The organism is Pseudomonas xantholysinigenes (genome assembly GCF_014268885.2).
GTDB classification, from domain to species: domain Bacteria; phylum Pseudomonadota; class Gammaproteobacteria; order Pseudomonadales; family Pseudomonadaceae; genus Aquipseudomonas; species Aquipseudomonas xantholysinigenes.
Genome location: NZ_CP077095.1, coordinates 5,188,613 through 5,207,794, shown reverse-complemented (window position 1 = coordinate 5,207,794; position 19,182 = coordinate 5,188,613). Strand labels below are relative to the sequence as shown.

The 19,182-nt window shown below is 62.4% G+C and carries 14 protein-coding genes; 6 read left to right on the top strand and 8 right to left on the bottom strand.

Annotated elements, in window-relative coordinates; translation table 11 throughout:
* Positions 1-79: 79 nt before the first annotated feature.
* Positions 80-1,552 carry a betaine-aldehyde dehydrogenase gene (gene betB / locus HU772_RS23165; protein ID WP_046853877.1) on the bottom strand — a complete coding sequence of 491 codons (1,473 nt, stop codon included), beginning with the start codon at positions 1,550-1,552 and terminating at the stop codon, positions 80-82.
* 38 nt (positions 1,553-1,590) lie between these two features.
* The gene (betI, locus tag HU772_RS23160; protein WP_186656587.1) at positions 1,591-2,247 is read right to left on the bottom strand and encodes a transcriptional regulator BetI; all 657 of its coding nucleotides are present in this window, start codon (positions 2,245-2,247) and stop codon (positions 1,591-1,593) included.
* Positions 2,248-2,782: 535 nt separating this feature from the next.
* Here betI and HU772_RS23155 point away from each other — a divergent pair.
* The gene (locus HU772_RS23155) at positions 2,783-4,729 is read left to right on the top strand and encodes a BCCT family transporter (protein WP_437182458.1); all 1,947 of its coding nucleotides are present in this window, start codon (positions 2,783-2,785) and stop codon (positions 4,727-4,729) included.
* Positions 4,730-4,867: 138 nt separating this feature from the next.
* Entirely contained in the window at positions 4,868-9,511 is a 4,644-nt protein-coding gene (locus HU772_RS23150; protein ID WP_186656582.1) for a hypothetical protein, read from the top strand.
* Positions 9,512-9,593: 82 nt separating this feature from the next.
* Here the strand turns inward: HU772_RS23150 and HU772_RS23145 are convergent, their stop codons facing one another.
* The 5 genes from HU772_RS23145 to gpmI all read right to left on the bottom strand — a co-directional run bounded on the left by HU772_RS23145 (position 9,594) and on the right by gpmI (position 16,446).
* The gene (locus HU772_RS23145) at positions 9,594-11,000 is read right to left on the bottom strand and encodes a trypsin-like peptidase domain-containing protein (RefSeq protein WP_186656579.1); all 1,407 of its coding nucleotides are present in this window, start codon (positions 10,998-11,000) and stop codon (positions 9,594-9,596) included.
* A 79-nt stretch (positions 11,001-11,079) separates the two neighbouring features.
* Positions 11,080-11,847 carry a divergent polysaccharide deacetylase family protein gene (locus HU772_RS23140; protein ID WP_186656575.1) on the bottom strand — a complete coding sequence of 256 codons (768 nt, stop codon included), beginning with the start codon at positions 11,845-11,847 and terminating at the stop codon, positions 11,080-11,082.
* 8 nt (positions 11,848-11,855) lie between these two features.
* On the bottom strand, positions 11,856-13,187 hold the full coding sequence (locus HU772_RS23135) for a S41 family peptidase (RefSeq protein WP_186656572.1): 1,332 nt from the start codon (positions 13,185-13,187) through the stop codon (positions 11,856-11,858).
* A 249-nt stretch (positions 13,188-13,436) separates the two neighbouring features.
* Entirely contained in the window at positions 13,437-14,735 is a 1,299-nt protein-coding gene (locus tag HU772_RS23130; protein WP_186656569.1) for a murein hydrolase activator EnvC family protein, read from the bottom strand.
* A 175-nt stretch (positions 14,736-14,910) separates the two neighbouring features.
* The gene (gene gpmI / locus HU772_RS23125) at positions 14,911-16,446 is read right to left on the bottom strand and encodes a 2,3-bisphosphoglycerate-independent phosphoglycerate mutase (protein ID WP_186656567.1); all 1,536 of its coding nucleotides are present in this window, start codon (positions 16,444-16,446) and stop codon (positions 14,911-14,913) included.
* 206 nt (positions 16,447-16,652) lie between these two features.
* Here gpmI and HU772_RS23120 point away from each other — a divergent pair, with 206 nt between their 5' ends.
* From HU772_RS23120 to secB, 3 genes are read left to right on the top strand one after another with little or no spacing between them, the layout of a single operon-like run.
* Positions 16,653-17,066: a rhodanese-like domain-containing protein gene (locus tag HU772_RS23120; protein WP_186656565.1), complete on the top strand. Its 414-nt coding sequence runs from the start codon at positions 16,653-16,655 to the stop codon at positions 17,064-17,066.
* 1 nt (position 17,067) lies between these two features.
* Positions 17,068-17,322: a glutaredoxin 3 gene (gene grxC / locus HU772_RS23115; RefSeq protein WP_186656563.1), complete on the top strand. Its 255-nt coding sequence runs from the start codon at positions 17,068-17,070 to the stop codon at positions 17,320-17,322.
* 39 nt (positions 17,323-17,361) lie between these two features.
* Positions 17,362-17,847: a protein-export chaperone SecB gene (gene secB, locus HU772_RS23110; RefSeq protein WP_186656561.1), complete on the top strand. Its 486-nt coding sequence runs from the start codon at positions 17,362-17,364 to the stop codon at positions 17,845-17,847.
* Between the two features lie 220 nt (positions 17,848-18,067).
* Here secB and trmL read toward each other — a convergent pair whose 3' ends face one another.
* A complete protein-coding gene (gene trmL, locus HU772_RS23105) occupies positions 18,068-18,529 on the bottom strand; it encodes a tRNA (uridine(34)/cytosine(34)/5-carboxymethylaminomethyluridine(34)-2'-O)-methyltransferase TrmL (RefSeq protein ID WP_186656559.1) in 462 nt (153 codons plus the stop codon).
* On the opposite strand from trmL, the gene HU772_RS23100 reads away from it, so the two are divergent.
* Complete coding sequence (locus HU772_RS23100; protein WP_186656544.1) at positions 18,528-18,965, top strand: hypothetical protein; 438 nt, start codon at positions 18,528-18,530, stop codon at positions 18,963-18,965. The two genes, trmL and HU772_RS23100, sit on opposite strands and share 2 nt — an antisense overlap.
* The last annotated feature ends 217 nt before the right edge of the window (positions 18,966-19,182 follow it).

Below are 19,182 nucleotides of genomic sequence, written 5' to 3'. Positions count from 1 at the left end.
TAGGCCTGCAAGGGCCGGTGGCATGACGCCGACCGGCTCTTTCTTGCAGCTTGAGGCTTGAAGCTTGCAGCTCTCGGTCTTAGAAGACCGAGTTGTAGCCGCCCAGCTCGACCTGAACCGATTTGATGCGGGTGTATTGAGCCAGCGAGCTGACACCGTTCTCACGGCCGACGCCCGACTGCTTGTAGCCACCGACCGGCATTTCGGCCGGCGATTCGCCCCAGGCATTGATCCAGCAGATACCGGCTTCGAGCTTGTGGATGATGCGGTGGGCGCGGCTGATGTCGTTGGTGCAGACGCCGGCGGCCAGGCCGTATTCGGTATCGTTGGCACGACGGATGACTTCTTCCTCGGTCTCGTAGCTGAGGATGCTCATCACTGGGCCGAAGATCTCTTCCTTGACGATGGTCATGTCGTCGGTGCAGTCGGTGAACACGGTCGGGGCGACGAACGCGCCCTTGGCGAAGTCGCCATCCAGCAGACGCTCACCGCCGCACAGGACGCGGGCACCTTCTTCTTTACCCTTGGCGATGTACGACAGCACGCTTTCCATGTGCTGGAAGCTGACCAGCGGGCCGAAGTTGGTGTTCTCGTCTTCCGGGTTGCCGGCACGGATGCGGGCGACGCGCTCGGCGATCTTGGCTTCGAAGGCGGCTTTCATCGCGGCAGGGATGAACACGCGGGTGCCGTTGGTGCAGACCTGGCCGGAGCTGTAGAAGTTGGCCATCATGGCGATGTCGGCGGCCTTGTCCAGGTCGGCGTCGTCGCAGATGATCAGCGGCGACTTGCCGCCCAGTTCCATGGTCACTTCCTTGAGCGAGGAGCTGGAGGCGCTGGCCATGACTTTCTTGCCGGTGGTGGTGCCGCCGGTGAACGAGACTTTCTCGATGCGCGGGTGCTCGGTCAGCCAGGTGCCGACTTCGCGGCCGCTGCCGGTCAGGACGTTGAACACGCCGTTCGGCAGGCCAGCTTCGGTGAAGATCTCGGCCAGCTTCAGGGTGGTCAGCGAGGTGACTTCCGACGGCTTGAAGATCATCGCGTTGCCGGCGGCCAGGGCCGGGGCGGATTTCCACAGGGCGATCTGGATCGGGTAGTTCCAGGCGCCGATACCGACGGTCACGCCCAGCGGCTCGCGGCGGGTGTAGACGAAGGACGATTCGCGCAGCGGGATCTGCTCGCCTTCGATGGCCGGCACCAGGCCTGCGTAGTATTCCAGCACGTCGGCGCCGGTGACGATGTCGACGTAACGGGTTTCGGAGTACGACTTGCCGGTGTCCAGGGTTTCCAGCATGGCCAGCTCGTCGTTGCGCTCGCGCAGGATGTCGACGGCGCGGCGCAGGATGCGCGAACGCTGCATGGCGGTCATCGCGGCCCAGACTTTCTGGCCACGCTCGGCGCTCTCGACGGCCTTCTCGACGTCAGCCTGGGTGGCGCGCTGCACGTGGGCCAGGACTTCGCCGGTGGCTGGGTTGATGGCTTCGAAGGTGGCATCGCTGCCAGCGTCGACGTAAGCGCCATCGATGTAGAGTTTTTGCGTTCCGAAACGGGCCATAGTGTCCTCGCAAGTGCAGTGTGTGGTTGGCTACCGCGTCACGCTCCTGCCGCTTGGCTGGTCGCTGCGCGCGGCTGTTCAGCGGCCTGGTCGGTTGTGCCCAGGGTCTGCTGTTTAGCCAGTTGTAGATCCATGTATTCGTAAGCGATGCGTATTGCCTGCTCGGTGTCGAATGCGTCTCCCGACAAGGCGCCACGCAGCCACAAGCCGTCGATCAACGCCGCCAGCCCGCGGGCGGCCTTGCGCGCATGGTAGAGCGGCAGGACGCGGCGGAACTGGCAGCACAGGTTGGAATACAAGCGGTGATCGTTGATCCGCTGCAACCTGTGCAAAGACGGCTGGTGCATGCTGGAGGCCCAGAAGGCCAGCCAGGTTTTCATTGCCGGGCCATTCACCTGGCTCGCATCGAAGTTGCCTTCGATGATCACCTTCAGGTGGGCACGCGGGCTGTCGTCCGTGAGGGCTTGGCGACGCGCGATCACGCCCTCGTTGAGCATGTTCATGATGTAGCGCATCGTCGCTGCGATCAGGCCGTTCTTGTCCTGAAAGTAGTGACTGATGATGCCGTTCGACACGCCGGCCAAACGGGCAATCAGCGCAATGCTGGCATCTCCCAGACCGACCTGATCGACCGCCTGCAAGGTGGCTTCGATCAACTGCTGGCGGCGGATGGGTTGCATACCGACCTTGGGCATCTTGCTATCTCCTCAGGCCTGCGGGCAGACGACGAGCGGCTGCCTCGGCGAAGGCCAGTCTATTTTGTTTTGATTGAACGTTCAATCAATAAAGAATAAGCTCTGCGACAATTTGTGCCATTGACAGTTTTTCGGACGGTCACAGAAGCACGAATCGACACCCCAGGAAATCGCGTAACCCCCGGAATACAAGGCGTTGACGGGCATGGGCGATGCAAAATACAGATTCTGCCGAGCGGTCACAGGCTGCGCGGTCGGCCCTTGGAGCGGGCCAGGTGTCTGTGGCGAATGCGCGCACCTCCACATGGAGAGCGTGGTTTTTCACAGGCGACCGGTCTGGTTTTTTTGCAACGTTTCTATTCGGGATCACGGTTTCCAGGGTGCTTTTATAACACCTGTCGCAGTAGGGCTATTGCACCAATTGCGTGGGAAATAACTGTTTAGCCTCCACTGCCGCACTGCCCGGAGCATTCGTGCAATGAGTTCTGCCTCCCTGACAAAGCCTCCCGCCGAGCGGGTACGGGTCAATCGCGTGGTGTTCTTCACCTCGGCGTTGATGATCCTCGTTCTGACTGCCTTGCTGATCGCTGTACCTGAAACCGCCGGCCAGGTGCTTGGTGTCGCCCAGAAATGGCTGACCCGTACCTTTGGCTGGTACTACATGCTGGTGATCTGCGGTTACCTGCTGTTCGTCGTCTACCTGGCCTTCTCCGACTACGGCAAGCTCAAGCTGGGCGGCAAGGACGACACCCCCGACTTCAGCTACGGCGCCTGGGCCGGCATGCTGTTCTCTTCCGGCATTGGTATCTCGCTGTTGTACTTCGGCGCTTCCGAGCCGCTGGACCACTACTTCAACCCGCCAGAAGGCACGCCTGCCAGCCTCGAGGCCGCGCGCCAGGGCCTGCAGCTGACCTTCCTGCACTGGGGCCTGCACGGCTGGGCGATCTATGCCCTGGTCGGCCTTGCCGTGGGTTACTTCGCCTACCGCCATAACCAGCCGCTGGCACTGCGCTCGGCGCTGTATCCGCTGGTCGGCGAGCGTTGGGTCAAGGGCGGTGCCGGCCATGCCGTGGACATCTTCGGCATGTTCGTCACCTTGCTGGGCCTGGTGACCAACCTGGGCATCGGCTCGATGCAGGTGGCCTCGGGCCTGGAATACCTGTTCGGCATGGACCACAGCAAGACCAACCTGCTGGTGGTGATCCTGGTCATGGCCGGCGTGGCCACCGTGGCCGCGGTATCGGGCGTGGAAAACGGCATCCGTCGCTTGTCCAACCTGAACATCATGCTGTTCAGCGGCTTGCTGATCTTTGTGCTGCTGGCCGGCAACACCCTGCACCTGTTCAACGGCTTCGTGCAGAACGTCGGCGACTACCTCAACGGCATCGTGCTGAAGACCTTCGACCTGTACGTGTACGAAGGCGATGGCGACAAGTCCGAGCGCTGGCTGGGCCTGTGGACCGTGTTCTACTGGGCCTGGTGGATCTCCTGGGGCCCATTCGTCGGCATGTTCATTGCACGTATCTCCAAGGGCCGCACCGTGCGCCAACTGGTCAGCGGCGTACTGCTGATCCCGCTGGGCTTCACCCTGGCCTGGCTGTCGATCTTCGGCAACACCGCACTGGACCTGGTGATCAACCACGGCGCGGTGGAGTTGGGCAAGACGGCGTTGGAGCAGCCGTCGATGTCGATCTACCAGCTGCTGGAATACTTCCCGGCGGCCAAGATCGTCATCGGCGTGGCGGTGTTCGTCGGCTTCGTGCTGTTCCTCACTCCGGCCGACTCCGGCGCGGTGATGATGGCCAACCTGTCGTGCAAGGGCGGTCATGTCGACGAAGACGCCCCGCACTGGATGGTGGTGTTCTGGTCGGTGGTCATCACCCTGGTCACCATCGGCCTGCTGTTCGCCGGTAACTTCGAAGCCATGCAGACCATGGTGGTACTGGCCGGCCTGCCGTTCTCGGTGGTCCTGGTGCTGTTCATGTTCGGCCTGTACAAGTCGATGAAGCAGGACGTGGCGGTGGAGAACGAGCGCGCCGAACTGGCCGCCCGTGGCCGTCGCGGTTTCAGCGAGCGCCTGAGCCAGCTCGAGCTGCAGCCGACCCAGGCCGTGGTCCAGCGCTTCATGGACAAGCAGGTCAGCCCGGCGCTGAAAGAAGCCGCCGAACAACTGCGCACTTTGGGCTTCGAAGTTGAGACCCGTGTCGGTCAGTCGCGCAACATGATGGGCCTGCGGGTGATGATGGAAGAGGGCAACCCCTTCGTCTACGAGGTGAGCCTGGATGGCTACCTGGCCGCGCCGAGCGAAGCGCCGGTCGAAGGTGAACCGGAAGTGCGCCAGCGCTTCTACCGGGCCGAGGTCTACCTGCACGACGGTAGCCAAGAATACGACCTGATGGGCTTTACCCGCGACCAAGTGGTGCGTGACGTGCTCGACCAGTTCGAGAGTCACCGCCAGTTGCTGGGACGTGTCTACAGCTGATAGGGCACCGTTGTCGAAAGGGCTCTGACCGCAAGGTCAGGGCCCTTTTTGCTTGGGCACTGGCAGTAATAAGTACCCCTCTGCGTCCCGGAAGCTGCCGCATTGTTACGCCTCAGATTTCTACCTTGAGGTTCCACGATGACGACCCCCTCCAATACGGCTGTACTGACCATCCGTCAGGCCGTAGCCCGCTATTTCATGTCCCGCCCCACGCTACGACAAGCCCTTGAGAGTGAGGCTTACCTACGGCTCCTGAAGCAATATCCCTCGCTGACGGTTCATCAGCCTTCATTGCACTCGGCCGCTCAGGTTTATGTGATGTATCCGGCGGATGAAAACAACTTCAGGGCCATCAAGCCGCTGATGGAGATCATCCTGGAGGCGGTGCGTTCCGGGGAGTCGATTCTGTTCACGGCAGAACATACATTCAAGAGCCAGAAGGACGGAACGCTCGTCGTTGATGAGATCGATGCCGAAGGTAAAGTCACGGGCATATTCAAGATCGAAGCCGACACCCTGAATAGCACGCTGAATGACCTGGTCTCCAATGCGCTCGAATACTTGAAGAGGGCTCAGATCGCCTATTGGAACGCGGCCGACGAGGGCGACTCTCGACTCGGGGCGACAAGTCGGCAGCAGTGGCTGTGCGAGACGCTGCGCATCGGGCTCGCGGCCAGCCTGGACTCGGACACTGTGGATGACAATCAGCGCGGCTGTTTGCAAGCGTTGCTGGTAGGTGACACCCAGGGGTTTGGCCTCTATGCCGTCGAAGCGGTCATGCAGCGCGGCGAGGCGTCGTTCAGAGAATTGCAACCCCACCTACTGATCAGTACCCGCGACGAGACAGCGAACGTCTGGTTGTGGTGCCCTCCGGCCGGGCTTGCTGATGGCTTTGACGATGAGGAATCGTTCGCCCATGCCTTCGAGCGGATGATGCGCCAGCGCTATGACTTCGACGCCTTACGCTGGAATCGTTATGAGCTCGAGGGCGACATGTTCATGCAGCAAGCTGGGCTGATCCTGGAGTTCCTCCTGGGCAAGATCGACAGCTTGAGTGTCCAGGCGTTTGACAGCGTGGCGTTGCTCGAGTCGTGCCTGCATGGCCTAACCGACCCGGCGTCGCTTCTCCTGGACCTGGACATCGTCACCGGTGACCCGATGCGCATGGCGTTGCCAGGCTGGCTGGCGGAGTTACCCGACAATCGGCGTTTCAGGGTGGGGCGGGTTTTACTCGATATTGCCTTGCGCCAGGCGGAGTCTTCGGGGCGCTCATCGCTCGACGGTATCCAGAGCCCGCGGGCTTATGCCGTGCAACGCCTTGAAGAGCAAATGACCAAGAGCTATCCGGCCTATCTTGTCTACCATCCCGACGACCTGCTGATCACGCTTGAGCCTGAGGATGACGATGACTCGCCAGATCCTGTCTCGCTGACGGAGTGGGCGCTCTACCAGCATTTGGCCTTGAACGGCAGGACACCGCTGTCAGTTCAACACCGCGACGCAAGCATCCAGCTGCTGTCGTGGGTCAGCGTGGCGGCATTGCGGCAGTTGGTGGAAACTGTGGATGTTGGGGGCTATTACCCTGGGTATGTGTCCGCACAGTTGGCCGATCCGGCCGCCCTCAGCGCGCGTATTCGTCGTTTCGCCAAGGAGTGGCGCACGCAGTTGTTGCTCGTCGGTCTGAAAATGTGGAGTGATGGACAGCTGAGCGAGTCGCGCTGGCAGGCACTCGCGGAGTTCTGTTACAGCACGGCTGACATGAAAAGCAATGTCGACATAGCTCCGCTGGCATTCAGCGTACAGAACCTGAGAACCCGGGATGAAGTCACTTACATGTTCGTCATTCGTTTCAGGGTACCGGCGTTCGTCTTGCTGTTCAGCCCGCTCTACGATGACGACAGTCTGGTTGTCGAAAATGACCTCGAAAAACTGCTGAACACGATCAAGCAGTCGCCCACCCTGGTGGCGCGAATTCTTGACTGGATGTCGGATGGTGCAAAGGCGACCTATGATAACAATGGTTTCCAGACACCCCACATTACTCAGGGGGTTGGCGTGTCGCCTGCTGAACAGGACGAAGTGGAAGTACCGCCGCCGGCGCGTATCAGCTTTCTACCCTGGCTCGCAGATGTCGATACAAGGATGTTCCAATCGATGCGTGCGATGGTCGTGAAAGTGGCGGACAACGCGACGGTATCCAACAGTGAGGCGCGTTGGTCGTTTATTTCCGGGTACTTCATCCGCTTCTTTCGTCTGCTGAGCCTGTTGCCTGGCCCGATTGGCAACGCGATGAAAGCCCTGTTCGCCCTGAAGGACATCGAAACCGTGCTGGTCGACCATGCCCATGCTGGCGAGCACTCCCTGGCCTCGACCTGGTCGGGTATTTTCACGGATCTGGCCTGGGGTTTTCTGTTTCGCCATACCCGTGTTCAGTTGGACCTTGTCGAGACGCCGGCCTGGGTTGACGTCGATGGCGTGCTCATTGAACCCGAACAGCGCTTTGGCCTGGCACGGGCTGTAAGCAAAGGTGTGGACTATCTGCCCGGTGAATTGCTCAGGCGGCCAGGGCAGCAAGTCGACATTGCTTCGGGCTGGGGGGCGGGACCAATGGCCCGGCAGAGGGCACTGGCATCCTATACGGCCGGAGTGGACTTGAGCACTGAGCACAGAGACGTTGCCAGTGGTCTTTACCGAATTGGGCAGGACACGCTCGTCGAACTCGACACGCTGTCCTATCGCGTCACTAATCGTGATCATGAACTCAGGGTTCTGGCGGGGGATGGTCGCTTGGGGCCAGCGTTGTGGCGTGGAACCGAATGGCATGTGAAGCCTGGGTTGCTCGGCGGGATGGGGGGCCGTGCGCCTGGCAGAGGCCTTGGGGCGAGCCGAGGGAAGCTGCAGGTTGCCGTGAACAAGTCCAGGGACACCGTGCGCGCCGCCAAGTATGCGTTCATGGAAATCTTGAAGAGAATCGCTGCTATCGACGCCGACATCGCACGTGAGCGCTCAGTGCAAGAAGTGACGCGGCTGAATGCCGATGGCCAGTTGACCGAGGACATGATTACGGCACGCATCAGCGCCAGCCAGGCGAAGCTCGTCGAGTTGCAGGCTCAACGAGACAAAATGAGCCTGGAGGGTGTTCAGGCTCGCGAACGAAGCCTGCACGCAACGCGTCAGCTGGATGATGAGATCGGCCGTTTGCTCAAGTACACCCCTGTGGCGGACAGGAGTGGCTTGCTGACCGAGCAAGTCAGGTGGAGAGCGTCCTGCCTGTCCGATGGGCTGTATATTCGAGACATGCTGTTGCGCCTGTGCGATTGGCAGGGCCTGGGTGTGACGGCCGGCACCTTGAATGGCCGGTTGCTCACTGAAATTACCACTGGGCTCAAGGACTACAGGCGGCGGCTGACCGGTGCGGTGCCATTGATAGCCAGGATGCTGGCGGCAATGGATTCGATCGACGAGTTGGCCGCGCTGTTGCCTGTGACGGAGCAGTTTCCTCACGGGAATCAGTTGAAGACGGTCGAGCAGTTCATTGACGCGCATTATTTCAATGTCATTGATACCCGTATCGAGTATGTGTGGCAGCTTACCGAATTGTCTCTGGCCCCGCCGAAAACCAAGCAGCAGGCGCGCTGGCACAAGGTGACCGGAAAGCTGGCAGGAGAGTCGCTGCGCACGGCCGCGCATGCCCACGGTGATTTGCTCAGCAGCAATCTGGCGCCCGCGGACAGGATCGAGATCCTGCAGAATGCCTGGTATGCCTACTCGAACGCGCTCTACCAGGCGTCGAAGCAGGTCAGGGGCGGTGGAGGGGGAGTCGATGCGGCCATGCTGCAGAAATACATGGAGCAACTGGAACTGCTCAAGCAGTCTGCCCGTTCGCTGCTGGTCGAAGCCGTTTTCGAACTGGAGGATGATACAAAGGGGCAATCCCGGCGGTTGGTCTATGCGGTGAAAGAAGGGGTGCAAAAGGCAGTGCGGACCGCACGGGGCGATCTGGTCGTCGCGACTGAGCGGTTGTTGGCGGATGGCACTTCAGTGCTGGAGGTAATGAGTGTCGATGGCGGGGAGGTCGTTCACACGTTTCACCGTGAGGGGGACGCATGGGTCGAAACGCTGCCGCAAGCACCTGTTCCAGATTCAGAATCTGAACCTAAGCCATTGCCTGAGCCAGCACCGAGCCAGGCTGTAGCGAAAGCCCAGCGTGTTCTTGAGGATGGTGAAGGGGTGCGGGAGGATGTGCAGGAGCTTATTGCCAGTGATGGCGATCATCGTGATCTGTCTGAGCGAGTGGATCGTCATATCCAGGCGCTGAAAGATGCGCAGGAACCGCTTCAGGATACCGATGACCTGCTTCCTCGCTTGCGCGATGCGGTGCAGGAATGGACGAAAAGCAAGGATGCCTGGTTGACCGAGCTGTTCAGCAAGACACAGAAGCCAAGTGCGCAGGCCCTGAGCTACCTGCATCGGCAAGGGCTTCTCGAGATCACCTATGAGCGGCGTGAGGTTGCCAAGGATCGTAGCGCGTTCGACGAGTACAAGATCAGCCTGTCGCAATCGCGTAAAGGCCGACGCGGGCAGGCACTATGGGCTGCTCACTTCCACCTTGCCAGCCATGATGCGTTGGCCGCCGATTTCGTCGTCGGGCACCTGAAGCTGTGGAGTGAACGCAAGTTTGGTCGTGAGAGTGAACAGGCGTTGCGTGAGCAGGGCCGGATCCTGCATCGCGGCCGGATCAGCCTGGAGCAGGCGCAGGGTATCATTCCGTTCAACCCTTGATCCTTGATGCCGCATCGTTGAGACAATCAAGGCGAACAGAAAAGGCCCTGCTCAAATGAGCAGGGCCTTTCGCTTGGTCAGGTTAAAACGCTGTTGCCTGCAACAAATCACTGCGCGCTGGCGAGGATTGCTTGGCCAGGTCGATGGCTACCGTGCAAAGCTTGAGCGGCAGTGCGGAGGCCGGGATATCGCGGCTATAACCAGGTAACAGGCGATAGCCGGATGGATCGGCGCAGTCGGTAGTCGCTGGATCGCCACGTTTCACCCGGTAGAAGACGATTTCAGGATCCCTGGCCCAGGTCACACGAATGCCGCCATTGTCCAGGCGTACGGTGGATACCTGCGGGCTAGGTTTGGCCGAGGGGAGCAGTTCGACGGCGAGGCTGAGGCTGTTGGCCATGAGTGCCGGCCAGGGCAATTGATCTTCGCTCTGCACGCCCACCAGGCACAGGTAGTAGGTGCCTGGGGCGGGCCCGATCGGGTCATTGATCAGCGCTTCGCTGGCTGGGATGGTGCCGCTGTAACCTGCGGGGTCTTCACAGGCGAGCGCATCCTGGGTGACCTTGTAGCGATAGCGTGGCGTGTCGATCAGGAAGCTGAAGCCCCAGCGTGCTTGCTCGAGCGATCCATCGGCAAGGGTGCGTGCCTTGGCGACGGACTTGAACGTACCCCCTTGTGGTTGCAACTGAAACCCCGGCAGCAGTTGGCAGTTGCTTGAGTCCAGGTCTACCTGGCCCTTGGCAAAACACCCCTGGACCCGACCAACCGGAATGGCGCCGATCTCGGTGCCGTGCAGGCTGTTGACGACACTGACCAGTCGCTGGCTTGCGGCGTCGAAGATCGGGCTGCCGGAAGCGCCTTCATCGAACCCTTGGCAATCGTTGCGTCGGGTATTGCGCCAGACCCAGCTGGCGACGCGAGAGATGCTCGCGAAACGTTCCACGCAGGTGGACAGGCGCAAGCCCTGATCGATCGAGCTGGGCTCGCCGATGAGTTGTACCTGGGCGCCGCTGGCCGGGGATGGGCCGAGTTTTCGGGGCGTGATGCCTTGGTCCAGGAGATGTTTCAGGGTCGTGTCCAGCTCGAGCAGCGCCAGGTCGGCGCCTTGCAGGCTGCTCCAGACGACCTGCTTCAACGGGGCGATGTGGCGTTGCTCCGTCGTGTCGACGAAGTAGTTGAACGTAACGCTGCCGCGAATCGGTTGGTCGGTGATGATCTTGCCGTTGATGCCGCCGACGCAGTGACCTGCAGTCAGCACGTAGGCGGGGCCGCTGCTGTTGGACGGCTCGTCGCGGCTGTCCAGCAACGTGGCGATGCAGCGCCGGTTCTGCCAGGTCAGGCGGCCGATCCCCGTCCATTGCGCGTTTTCGCCGTTACTGTTGTGCAGGACGATGGGGGGCGCAAAGGGGGGCGTTTCATCGCTCGCTGCCAGGGCAGTGAAGCTTGGCAGGGTCATGCCCAGAAAGGCCAGTGTCAGTACTTTTTGCATGAGTGGTTCCTCCAGAAAATGGAGGGCGCAGGTTGCGGCTGTTGCCTGCCGGCCTTGCGGTACATAGTGCAAGGGCCGTTCAGCGGTTGAAGTAGCGGCCCTGCTTGCCATGCGCGGGCATGGCCTGGTTGCTTCGTTCGGCGATCATCTGCCGCAGGCTGACGAGCTGGATGCCCTGGCTGCTCAAGCGTGGCAGTTCACGGGCCAGTACCTCGAGGGTCTGCGGGTAGGGGTGGCCGATCAGCACCGCCGAGCCTTGCTTGCGGGCCAGGGCGACGCCTTGTTGCAACTGGCCGGCAATCGCCTCGGGGGTGCGCACGTCATCGAGGAACACATCGCGCGAGACATGTGCCAGCCCTTGCGCCTGGGCTTGCGCCGCCGCCACCGTGGCGGCGCTGGTGCGGCTGTCGACGAAGAACAGATGGCGGCGCTGCAGCTCCCCCATCAGCCAGGTCATGGGCTCGCGCTGGGCAGTCATGCGGCTGCCCATGTGGTTGTTGATGCCGGCGGCGTAAGGGACTTTGCCCAGGGCGGCATCCAGACGCCGCGCCAGCTCTTCGATGGGCAGGTCGGGGTGCCAGGCGAAGGGGCCGCTGGCCGGGTCCATCGGCATGTGCAGGATCACCGTCTTGCCGGCCTTGTGGGCCTGGCGGGCGAATTCGCTGGCATGCGGGGTGTCGGGCATGATCGCCATGGTGACCGGGCCGGGCAGGGCGAGCGTGCGGCTGTCGCGCTCGCTGCTTTGCCCGAGGTCGTCGATGATGATGCTCATGTAGGCTTTGTTGGCCGGCGTCGCGTGCGCGATACCGGCCAACAGGCAGAACAGCAGGGACCACAGGTAACGCATGGCGGGGCTCAGTCACCCTTGGTGATGTTGAGGCCCTTGAGCAGGCTGAGGGCCTGGCTGAGCTGGAAGTCGTTGTCCTGTGGGCGATCCTTGCGCTTGCTGCTGCCGCTCGGGCGATCCGCGCCGCCGTTGCCGTTGCCCAGGTGGCCCTGCAGGTCGGCTTCCTTGAAGTTGTCGTTGTCGGCCTCGGTGGTGAGCTTGGCCGGGCGCACCTCGATGTCCGGGACGATGCCCTGGGCCTGGATCGAACGGCCATTGGGGGTGAAGTACAGCGCGGTGGTGAGCTTCAGCGCGCGGTCGTTGGCCAGCGGCAGCACGGTCTGCACCGAGCCCTTGCCGAAGCTGTCGGTGCCCATCAGCACGGCGCGTTTCTGGTCTTGCAGGGCGCCGGCGACGATTTCCGAGGCCGAGGCGCTGCCGCCGTTGATCAGCACCACCAGCGGCACGCCCTCGCTGGCATCGGCCGGGTCGGCGGAGTAGCGTAGCTCGGAGTTGGCGATACGGCCCTTGGTGTAGACGATCAGGCCTTTGGTGAGGAAGTGGTCGGCCACTTCCACTGCCGACTGCAGCACGCCGCCCGGGTTGTTGCGCAGGTCGAGGACCACGCCGCGCAGCTTCTTGCCGTTGTCCTTGCGCAGCTTGGCCAGCGCCTTGCCCACTTCGTCGCCGGTCTTGACCTGGAACTGGGTGATGCGGATATAGCCGTAGTCGTTCTCCAGCAGCTGGCTCTTGACGCTCTTGACCTGGATCACCGCGCGGGCCAGCGTCACATCGAACGGGGTGCCGCCGTCGCGCACCAGGGTCAAGGTGATCTTCTCGCCAATCTTGCCGCGCATCTTGTCCACGGCCTCGGTCATGGTCTGGCCGCGGGTCGGCGCGCCGTTGATCTTGACGATCAGGTCGCCGGCCTCGATACCGGCGCGCGAGGCCGGGGTGTCGTCGATGGGCGAGACCACCTTGACGAAGCCGTCCTCCATGCCGACCTCGATGCCCAGGCCGCCGAACTCACCGCTGGTGCTTTCCTGCAGTTCCTGGAAGTCCTCGGGGCCAAGGTAGGCCGAGTGCGGGTCGAGGTTGCTGAGCATGCCCTTGATGGCGTTTTCCAGCAGGGTCTTGTCATCCACCGGCTCGACATAGGCCGCCTTGATGCGGTCCATGACCTCGGCGAAGGTGCGCAGTTCGTCCAGCGGCAGCGGCGCCTTGGCGGTCACCTCGGTGGCTGGCACCGCGGCGGGCTTGGCGGTCGCCGGCTTGGCCGGTTCGGCGGCAACGGCCAGGGGCGCGCCGACGACCAGGGCGATGGTCAGGGCCAGCTGGGTGAGGCGAGGCGAGTGCAGCATGTCGAACGAACTCCTGATCCTGTTGGTGCTCCCGCTGGGAGCATCGGCGTCGCCGTTTCATGGGCGCCGCCGTAAAAGTAGCATTATCCAGTGTCCTGTCTCGGAAATAAGCTGTTCACTTTTGGCGGCGTCTTGGGCGCCCGGCCGGCGTTGCCACTCCTCGCCATAGCCCTGCTATGACTCGTCGCGGCGCCTTGGCCGAACACCCAAGCCACTCGCCAAAAGAGAACGTATTTCCGAGACAGGACACTAGCCTCGGCACCATTGCGCAGGGTCGGTGGGTCGGCCCTGCTGGCGAATCGCGAAGTACAGCCCGGCGCTGTCCTGGCCGCCACTGTCGCCGACGGTGGAGATCGCTTCGCCGGCCTTGACGATGTCGCCGGCGCTCTTGAGCAGGCTCTGGTTGTGGCCATACAGGCTCAGGTAACCGTTGCCATGGTCGAGAATGACCAGAAGTCCGGCACCGCGCAACCAGTCGGCGAACACCACGCGCCCGCCATGCACGGCGCGCACCTGGGTGCCGGCGCTGGCGCCGATCATCACCCCGTCCCACTTGGCTCGGGCATCGCTGCCACGAGCATCGCCGAAGCGTGCCAGCAATCGACCATTGACCGGCCATGGAAGTTTGCCCCGGGCTGCAGAAAAAGCGCCGCCGTAGCTGGCGCCGTCGCTGGAAACCACCGGGCCCAGGGTGGTGCGGGCCTTTTTTGGTGTTTCTTGCGGAACGTTGTCGCGGGCGGCGGCCAGGGCTTGTTCCTTGCGCCGTTTTTCCTCTTCCTGCTTGGCCAGCAGGGCGCGTTGGCGAGCTTCCTCGGCTTCGCGGGCCTGGCGGGCGAGGGTTTCCTCGATGGTCTTGAGCACCTTGCTCAGGTCGGCTTGGTCCTGTTCGCGGCTTTGCAGCTTCTGGTCGCGCGCTTTCATGTCGGTGTTGAGCTTGGCCAGCACCTGCTGGCGCTTGTCGCGCTCGGCGACCAGGGCCTGGCGGCGATTGTCGAGGTCGGCGCGCTGGGTCAGCAGTTGTTCCTGCTGGCGGGCGATGTCCTGCTCGACGTTGGCCAACTGGCGCAAGGTTTCATTGAAGGCGCGCAACTGCTCCAGGCGCGCCTTGCTCAGGTAGTCGTAGTAGGTCAGGGTACGGGCGAACTTTTCGGGGTTCTGCTGGTTGAGCAGCAGCTTGAGGTATTCCTCGCGACCGTTGTTCTGGTAGGCGGACCGGGCCTGGATGGCAATCAGGCGTTGTTGTTCAACGCGGGCGCTCTGGAGTTTTTTTTTCTCGTGATCAAGGCGCTCCAGCTCGCCCTCGGTCTTTTTTAGTTCTTTTTGCAGTGCCTCCACCTGTTTTTCCAGGTTGCCGATGTCGGTCTCGGTGGACTTGAGGTCTTTCTGCACGCCGGCTTTTTCTTCCTGGAGCTTGCCCAGCATCTTCTTCAGCTCGGCAATGTCCTGGCGGGTGGCGTCCAGCTGTTGCTGGGTCTGTGCGCGCTCGTCGGCGGCGAAGGCCGGAGTGAGCAGGCATGACAGGGCGAGTAGGAACAGGGCGCGGAGCATGGGGTTGGGCGTACCAGGGATGGAGACTGGCCTAGTATGCCCGCCTGGGCCTGCAAAAAAAACGCCCCGTGGTATCAGCGGCAAGCCTCAAGCTAAAAGCGGCAAGAATAAACGCGTACTGTGCTGTTTCTTCTTGTCGCTTGTCGCTTGTCGCTTGTCGCTTGCCGCTTGCCGCTTAAGCGTCGACCAGGATTGAGGTCCCGGTCATCTCGGTAGGCTTTTCCAGCCCCAGCAGCTTGAGCATGGTCGGCGCGACATCGGCCAGCACGCCGCCTTCGCGGACCTTGACGCTGCGCTTGCCAACATAGATGAACGGCACAGGCTCCGTGGTGTGGGCGGTATGCGCCTGGCCGGTGCACTCGTCTTCCATCTGCTCGACGTTGCCGTGGTCGGCGGTGATCAGCGCTTCGCCGCCGACCTTGTCCAAGGCCTCGACAATGCGCCCGACACAGCCATCCAGGGCCTCCACGGCCTTGACCGCGGCGTCGAACACGCCGGTATGGCCGACCATGTCGCCGTTGGCGTAGTTGACCACGATCACATCGAAGCGCTGCTGCTCGATGGCCTCGACGATGCGGTCGGTGACTTCCGGGGCGCTCATTTCTGGCTGCAGGTCGTAGGTGGCGACCTTCGGCGATGGGATCAGGATGCGCTCTTCGCCTTCGAACGGCTCTTCGCGCCCGCCCGAGAAGAAGAAGGTGACGTGGGCGTATTTCTCGGTCTCGGCGATGCGCAGCTGGGTCTTGCCGTTTTTCGCCAGGTATTCGCCAAGCACGTTGTTCAGGCTGGCCGGGGCGAAGGCCGCCGGGGCCGGGATCTTCGCCGAGTACTGGGTCAGGCCGATGTAGGCCGCCAGCTTGGGCAGGCGCGCGCGCGGGAACTCGTTGAACTCGGGCTCGACGAACACGCGCGACAGCTCGCGGGCGCGGTCGGCGCGGAAGTTCATGAAGATCACGGCATCGCCGTCCTCGACCTTCACCGCCTCGCCAATGCGCGTGGCCTTGACGAACTCGTCGCTCTCGTCACGCTCGTAGGCGGCCTGCAGGCCGGCCACGGCGGTCGGCGCGGTGTATTCGGCGGCGCTGTCGACGATCAGGTTATAGGCGGCGCTGACGCGGTCCCAGCGGTTGTCGCGGTCCATGGCGTAGTAGCGGCCGATCAGGCTGGCGATGCGGCCTTTGCCCAGCTTGGCGAAGGTGGCGTCGAGCAGTTCGATGGACGACTGGGCACTGCGCGGTGGCGTGTCGCGGCCGTCGAGGAAGGCGTGCAGGTAGATCTTCTCGGCGCCACGCTGGGCGGCGAGCTCGGCCATGGCGATCAGGTGGTCCTGGTGGCTGTGCACGCCGCCTTCGGAGAGCAGGCCGAGGATGTGCACGGCCTTGCCGGCACCGACGGCCTTGTCCACCGCGCCACCGAGCACGGGGTTCTCGAAGAACTCGCCGTCACGGATGGCCTTGGTCACCCGGGTGAAGTCCTGGTACACCACGCGGCCGGCGCCGAGGTTCATGTGACCGACTTCCGAGTTGCCCATCTGCCCGTCGGGCAGCCCCACGTCCATGCCGGAACCGGAGATTAGGCCATGCGGCTGGGTGGCGCGCAGGCGGTCGTAGACCGGTGTGTTGGCGGAGTAGATGGCGTTGTATTCGGGGCTTTCGCTGTGACCGAAGCCATCCAGGATGATCAGGACCAGGGGTTTAGGCGTGCTCGTCATCAATCAAACTCACGGTTGTTCAAAGATGATAAAGACACGCATTTTAGGGCAAATCCGCCAGCGACGGCGAATATTCCTCCCCTTGCCCGACCAGCGCGGTCGGATATGGAACATGAAGGTGGTTTTCCGGCCGGCCCGGTGGGCTTTGGCGGTCATGGGGGGCTGTGTATACTGGCCGCCATTTTCAATCGCCTGGAACACCCCTGATGGTTGCTCACCTGATTCAATTCGCGACAGATCACTTCATCCTGGTGGCGATTTTCGTCGTCCTGCTGATCCTGCTGCTGATCAACGAAGTCCGCCGTGGCGGCCAGAGCCTGAGCAACGGCCAGCTGACCGCCCTGGTCAATGCCGAGAAGGCCGTGGTGATCGATATTCGCCCTGCGAAGGAGTACTCGGCCGGGCATATCGTCGGTGCGCTGAACATTCCGCAGGACAAAGTGGCCGGCCGCATGGCCGAGCTGGAAAAGCATAAAGAGAAGACCCTGATCGTCGTCGACGCGATGGGCCAGCAGTCCGGTACCCTGTGCCGCGAACTGCTCAAGGCTGGTTACACCGCGGCCAAGCTCAGCGGTGGCGTGTCCAGCTGGAAAGCCGATAACCTGCCCCTGGTGAAGTGACATGAAGCCCGTCATCGTTTACTCCAGCGACTACTGCCCCTACTGCATGCGCGCCAAGTCCCTGCTCCAGAGCAAGGGCGTGGCGTTCGAAGAGATCAAGGTCGACGGCAAGCCCCAGGTACGCGCCGAAATGAGCCAGAAGGCCGGCCGCACCTCGGTACCGCAGATCTGGATCGGCAGCACGCATGTCGGTGGCTGCGATGACCTCTATGCCCTGGAGCGCGCCGGCAAGCTCGACGCGCTGCTGGCGGCCTGATTCGCACTGCATTCAAGAACATTAGGAAAAGGATCTGCCATGACCGAGCAACAGACCAACGGCGCTGCCGCTGAAGAAAACGCACCACAATTCTCCCTGCAGCGCATCTATGTGCGCGACCTGTCGTTCGAGGCGCCGAAAAGCCCGCAGATTTTCCGCCAGCAGTGGGAGCCGAGCGTTTCGCTGGACCTGAACACCCGCCAGAAGGCCCTGGAAGGCGACTTCCACGAGGTGGTGCTGACCCTGTCGGTGACCGTGAAGAACGGTGACGAAGTGGCGTTCATCGCCGAAGTGCAGCAGGCGGGCATCTTCCTGATCGCCGGCCTCGATGCGTCGTCGATGAGCCACACCCTCGGCGCGTTCTGCCCGAACATCCTGTTCCCGTACGCCCGCGAGACCCTGGACAGCCTGGTGACCCGTGGCTCGTTCCCGGCGCTGATGCTGTCGCCGGTCAACTTCGACGCCCTGTACGCGCAAGAGATGCAGCGTATGCAGGAAGCCGGTGAGCTGCCAACTGTGCAGTGATTGCTGCCGGTAAAGATCAAAGGCGACCTTCGTGGTCGCCTTTTTCATGGTGTGTCGCCTGCCCCGGCCCTTTCGCGGGTAAACCCGCTCCCACAGGAGCCGTGCTGCTTTCAGCAACCACACAATACCTGTGCACCCATCGGGGCCGTGCTGCTCTCAGCAACTACACAATACCTGTGGGAGCGGGCTTGCCCGCGAAAGGGCCGAGACAGGCGGCGCATCAGCTACCGGCAAACCCCTGCTGCCGCCACGCCTCATACACCGTCACCGCCACGGTATTGGACAGGTTCAGGCTGCGGCAGCCCGGCCGCATTGGCAGGCGCAAGCGTTGTTCGGTTGGCAGACTGTCCAGCACATCGGCCGGCAAGCCACGGCTCTCGGGGCCGAACAGGAAGGCGTCACCGGGCTGGTAGTCGACCTCGTGGAACGGGTGCGAGCCCTTGGTCGTGAAGGCGAACAGCCGTGGCTGGCCCAGGCTCTCCAGGCAGTCGGCCAGGCTCTGGTGGCGCTTGAGCGTGGCATACTCGTGGTAATCCAGCCCCGCGCGGCGCAGGCGCTTGTCGTCCAGCTCGAAGCTGATCGGCTCGATCAGGTGCAGGGCGCAGCCGCTGTTGGCGCACAGGCGGATGATATTGCCGGTATTCGGCGGAATTTCTGGTTGAAAAAGGATGACGTGAAACATGCACGGCTCCAGGCGTGAAGATGACGAGCATTCTACCCTCGAACCGGACCTGCGTTCGAAGGCCTTCCCGCGGGTGATCCTGTCCCTGGCCATTGTCGGGCTAATGGTCGGCCTGATGATCGGCCGCCTGACCACGCCTGAGGAGCGGGTGCTGGAGCAAGTAACGGTGGTGCAGGACGGCCTCGACCTGTGGTTCAACGAGGAGCCCAAGCTGCACGGTGAGAATGTCGAAGGCACCGTGGCGGTGGTGTTCGAGGCCCAGGGCAAGGCCCAGCGCGGCCAGTTGACGATGCAGGGCAAGCCGGTGGGCTGGCGCCTGCAGAAAAGCGAAGAGGGGCTGGTGCTGACCGTGGTGGCCGCCCGCCCCCTGCGTGGCGAGTGGAACGCGACGAAGGAGGCGGGGCGTTGGCGGGTGCAGGTGAGGCTGCACGAATAAAAGAGGGGATGTCCCGGCCTGCCTGTACCGAGGTCCCCAAAACTGGAGGTACTGGATACATAGCAGGGAGCGTGCCAGGTCTAGTAGGCGCGGGAATGCGGTGTTCTGGCCATTTTTCGAGGGATTCTGAGGACTAATCTGCCTTTTGCTGGTGCATATGGCACAGCAACGGTGCAAAGGGCTCTATCCGATAGAAGGGGGCATCAGGCGCAGGAGG